Origin of the sequence: Morganella psychrotolerans (assembly GCF_965118875.1) — a bacterium.
Lineage (GTDB): Bacteria > Pseudomonadota > Gammaproteobacteria > Enterobacterales > Enterobacteriaceae > Morganella > Morganella psychrotolerans_C.
In genome coordinates, this window is the sequence record NZ_CBCPJD010000031.1 from 1 (window position 1) to 4,635 (window position 4,635).

Here is a 4,635-nt window from a genome sequence, read left to right on the forward strand (position 1 = left end):
GCATTTACGGCAAAGCAGCGGGTACTGAGAAAGGTAAACGGGATCAGAAATGACGGATAACATACAAGCCCTGAAACCATGCCCGTTGTGTGGGTGTAAGAGCATCACAATTCATAAACCGATATATCGGGAGCTGACGCTGTTCGGAATTGCCTGTGACGAATGTGGTGTCCGGATTAAGCGCTTTGATGAATCAGATGCAATCGTAGCCTGGAACCGGAGAGTACCATGCACGACAAATTAACCCTGCACCTCCCGTTCCCGCCGAGCATGAACACCTACTGGCGCTCCCCATCGCGGGGAGCCTTAAAGGGTCGGGTGCTGATTAGTGAGAAAGGTCGGCGGTTCCGGCTCAATGTGATGGCGGATGTACTGGAGCATTTCAAAGGCAGAACGCCAAAGCCGATCACCGGTGATATCAGCATGAGGCTGTCTCTGTTCCCGCCCTGCAACCGCCGCCGGGATCTGGATAACTTTATCAAAGCAATACAGGACGCGCTGACACATGCAGGAGTCTGGCAGGACGACAGTCAGGTTAAACATCTTGATATTGAGTGGGGTGAGAAAGTCGCTGGTGGTAAAGCCGTGGTGACAATCAGCCCTTATGTAAAACGCGCGGTATACGGCTGCGCTTAATGAGTGGAGAGATAACGATGCAGCAGATAACCCATGAAGTCAGTATTTCACCGGTAATGCAGAATCAGACGGTGACCATGTCCAGCCGGGAAATTGCCGAACTGACAGGTAGTCGCCACGGTGATGTAAAACGCTCAGCGGAGCGGCTGGATATTGCCGGAATTTTAACTACGCCGTTGGCGTGGTTCGATTTTGAACATAACGGAAACACATATACCGAGTGCCACCTTAATAAACGGGATTCTCTGGTGCTGGTGGCGAGACTGTCCCCGGAATTTACCGCAAAAATAGTCGACCGCTGGCAGGAACTGGAAGAGCAGCAGCAACCAAAAATCCCGCAGTCATATACCGAAGCCCTGAGATTAGCCGCGGATCTGAATGAGCAGCTGGAAGAGAAAGCCCGCGCACTGGCAATCGCTGCACCTAAGGCGGAATTTGTCGATCGCTATGTTGAAACAACCGGCTCCATGACATTTCGTCAGGTGTGTAAGCTGCTGAAGGTAAAAGAACCGGAATTCCGGATGTTCCTTCTGGATCAGAAAATCATGTACCGGCTGAATGGCTCATGGGCGGTATACCAGAACCATATTGATGCGGGTCGCTTTGACATAAAAACCGGCACTTGCGCGACGAACAACCACTCATTCTCAATGGCACGGTTCACATCAAAGGGTGTGAAATGGGTTGCGGGCTTGTGGGGTACGTCTCAGGTAGAAGGAGCGGTCGCCTGATGAGTTATCTTCTTGCCGGTTATATCCAGAGAGAAGCGCGGATCCTGTTATTTAATCCCGGAGCTGCATCACAGGATTTTTACAGTGGTACCCGTTATGTACTGAGCCGCGCGCCGAAATTTATGGAACATTTGCCGTCAGGGAAAATACCGCATGACCTGCAGCCCCTGCTGAATGATAAACAGATCCTCTGGTTTATGGATAAGCCCGAGGTGATAAAGGCGGCGGGAGGCATGGCATCATTCAGTCACTTCATTACATCCGTTAAAAGCTGCCAGATTAAAGATGATACCGAGCCTTACCATCATCACGAACTGGTCATCACAGAGCATAAAGGCGGGTGCATCCGGACGTGCTGGCATCACGATAACGCTATCAGGAAAGGTAAGATCCACCAGCAGCAGGCAGATAAAATCATGCTGGATAATCGCCGCGTGTGGATTGTTAACAGCATTCTGACGGATTTACGGCTCCCGGATGGTCATTTTCTGAATCCGTCTGATTTATTCACCTGGTCTGTTATGCACCGCATCAGCGATCACCTGCCTGAATTTATTCACATGTACATCCTGTGCGAGCAAGAGGACCGGGGTGATGCCTGGCAGATAACCGAACATTCCATCGTCCAGCGTGATCGTACTTTTAAGGACCGCGTTCAGGACAGAATTGAGCAGATAAAGCCGGTAGTAAAGATAGCGGTTGATCCCGAGCCACCAGCCAGTTTTTTCAAGATCCCGAAACTCAAACGGTGGGAGAGCACCAAATACCTGAAATGGGTCAAAAGCCAGCCGTGCTGTGTGTGCAGCCAACAGGCAGACGATCCGCATCACATCATCGGACACGGTACCGGCGGAACGGGAACCAAGACACACGACCTGTTCGCTATCCCGCTATGCCGTGTTCACCATGACGAGTTACACCGTGACCCGAACGCCTGGGAAGCGGAGCACGGCAGTCAGTTAGATTTGTTGTTCAGCTTTTTAAACCGAACCCTCGGGATCGGAGCCTTTGGTTAATGCGCTGTACGGAGCGCGGAGAGATAAACATGAAATTAGAATCAGCACTGAAGCAGTTCCACCCGAAATCACCTATGTTCAGCGATTCGGCACATTCGACATCACCGGACAGACTAAAAGGCATGGATACAGCCGCCGCCCTCGGCATGACGGAGCAGAAAGCCCAATTTGGCATGAATGCGTTCTTTGCGAAGAATGATGTGAGCATTGATGATAAATACAAGACGGTGGAAGCCCTGACTCAGTACGCATTAAAGACAGTTCCGCACCTGGTAAAAAAAGCAGCAGGAAACCGCCTGGCGCAGTGCATGACCATTCTGGCAAAAATGGCATTTGAAGATTACGCCAGATCAGCGGGCTCATCCTGCCAGTGTCCGTCATGTGCTGGTGAGGGGATGATTTACACCATGAAAGCGGTAGTGAAGCACCCCGGCATTACAAATAAAGATGGCATTGTGATCATTGAGCCGGACATTCGCAATGAACAGGTTGGTGAAGCCTGTGGTATCTGTGACGGGAAAGGTCTGGTGCATTATCGCTGCCAGTGCAAAGGTCGGGGTAAGGTACCAGATGAAGAGCAAACCGAATTAAAGGGTATACCGATGATTAAAGATTGCCCCCGTTGCTCGGGTCGTGGCTATCGCCGTATGCCATCATCGAAAGCCTATAATGCAATAAAGCATCTGGTGCCGGGTTTGAACGAGAGAACATGGCGGCGTAACTGGAAGTCATTCCATGAACTGCTGGTGGAGAAGTGCTACATCGAGGAAGATTGCGCAGAGGTATTATTTGGTATGGTTACCAATTGATACAGCTTTAATTATAAGCATTGATATTTGTCCGGATTTGTTATAGTGTTTACCCATAGTGGGATTTTTATAACTATCCACACTGATAAATTTCAAACCTCGCGAATGCGGGGTTTTTTATTAAGGATATTATGTGGCAAGTTGGAAAGGGGTTCCGTATTTTTTTGATGCAACCGGTGAGTTGCAGGAACAGGTTTCTGTAGTTGTCGGAAAAATTCCACAAGTAGTAGTGGAAACATCCTTTTCTTGGGAAACTGTCATCAGCGCTTTCTTTGCCGCATTAATACCTTCTTGTATTGCTTGGCATGCCTTAAAACAAAATTATAAATTAGCTGAGTACCAAAACTCATTGTCAAGGACAAAAGAAATTTCGAAAGAATTAAGGGTTACCATTGCATCATATTTATCCAGCATAGATATAGTTTTTCAATTATTGACTACTTTTTATGAATACCTAAAGGAGAGTGATAGAAAAGCAATGGGAAAAACAGAAGATAGCCTTGCTGAGGTAGCTAATCAAGGGAGTGTTTATTATAACAAGGTACGCCTTCTCCTTGATTATAAGAATAAAAATCAAGAAAAATTATTGGATAAAATTGAGTCAATACATAATTCACTTCCTGATATTATAAAATTATACAAGCAGGGTTCTGTTGATAGTCAATCACAAAAAGAAGAGTTGCTTAAAAAAATAGATGAATTAATTTTAGAAACTCATGATGTATTATCGAATAACTTATACACATAGTTGGATGTATGAATTATAAACAGGTCGCTTAGGCGGCCTTTTTTATTACCCGCAACAATAAGAGCATTGGAATACGACAGGCTCATTACCTAACCCGTATTCGGCCACAGTGCTCTTCTTATTGCCTTCCCGCCGCTGGTGGGCTTACCCGAATAATGCCGCAACCACCTCACATTCATCTGTTTGGAACGTATAAACCGGTTGCGGCATTTCCCATTAAATCAATAACGGAACACTCCGCAGGGGGTGGTGCATGCGTATGCCTGAAAAATACTCCAGCCCCTTTGCTTATGCGTGGGGGCTCATTGCTGCCATTTTCGGTGTTATGTCACTCGATCAGTGGGCTGTCTTTATTGGCATCATCTGCACCATCGGGACATTCGCCGTGAATTGGTACTACAAACGAAAAGAATTCCAGCTTAAATCCGGAGGGCAGCGTGAATAACAATCTGATTAAAAAGGTAATGGCAGCCTGTGCCGGTGGTGCGATTGCGGCTGCGCTGGTGCTAATCCCTGCCTATGAGGGTGTGAGATACGAACCTTATCCGGATGTTGGCGGTGTTCTTACCGTTTGTTATGGCCATACAGGTAGCGATATTCAGCCCGGAAAAATTTATACCGATGTGGAATGTAAGGTGCTGTTGCATGACGATCTAAGTAAAGTCCGGCGCGCCGTTGACCCGATGATTAAGGTG

8 protein-coding genes are annotated in these 4,635 nt (G+C 47.6%); all 8 read left to right on the forward strand.

Annotated features, from left to right (window positions below; translation table 11 throughout):
- Positions 1-49 precede the first annotated feature (49 nt).
- Positions 50-244 (forward strand): Lar family restriction alleviation protein, encoded by a 195-nt coding sequence (locus ACMHKJ_RS18980; RefSeq protein WP_413496369.1) that lies wholly within the window; start codon positions 50-52, stop codon positions 242-244.
- Positions 229-636, forward strand: a complete 408-nt coding sequence (locus tag ACMHKJ_RS18985; protein WP_413496371.1) for a RusA family crossover junction endodeoxyribonuclease — start codon at positions 229-231, stop codon at positions 634-636. Before ACMHKJ_RS18980 ends, ACMHKJ_RS18985 begins: the two co-directional genes overlap by 16 nt.
- Complete coding sequence (locus ACMHKJ_RS18990; RefSeq protein ID WP_413496373.1) at positions 636-1,367, forward strand: phage antirepressor KilAC domain-containing protein; 732 nt, start codon at positions 636-638, stop codon at positions 1,365-1,367. Before ACMHKJ_RS18985 ends, ACMHKJ_RS18990 begins: the two co-directional genes overlap by 1 nt.
- Positions 1,367-2,383: a DUF968 domain-containing protein gene (locus ACMHKJ_RS18995; RefSeq protein ID WP_413496375.1), complete on the forward strand. Its 1,017-nt coding sequence runs from the start codon at positions 1,367-1,369 to the stop codon at positions 2,381-2,383. Before ACMHKJ_RS18990 ends, ACMHKJ_RS18995 begins: the two co-directional genes overlap by 1 nt.
- Positions 2,384-2,412: 29 nt before the next feature.
- The gene (locus ACMHKJ_RS19000; protein WP_413496377.1) at positions 2,413-3,192 is read left to right on the forward strand and encodes an antitermination protein Q; all 780 of its coding nucleotides are present in this window, start codon (positions 2,413-2,415) and stop codon (positions 3,190-3,192) included.
- 133 nt (positions 3,193-3,325) lie between these two features.
- The gene (locus ACMHKJ_RS19005; protein WP_413496379.1) at positions 3,326-3,940 is read left to right on the forward strand and encodes a hypothetical protein; all 615 of its coding nucleotides are present in this window, start codon (positions 3,326-3,328) and stop codon (positions 3,938-3,940) included.
- Between the two features lie 253 nt (positions 3,941-4,193).
- Positions 4,194-4,385, forward strand: a complete 192-nt coding sequence (locus ACMHKJ_RS19010; protein ID WP_413496381.1) for a phage holin family protein — start codon at positions 4,194-4,196, stop codon at positions 4,383-4,385.
- The coding region (locus ACMHKJ_RS19015; protein WP_461435658.1) for a glycoside hydrolase family protein at positions 4,378-4,635 on the forward strand (258 nt) is incomplete at its 3' end. The genes ACMHKJ_RS19010 and ACMHKJ_RS19015, both read left to right, overlap by 8 nt.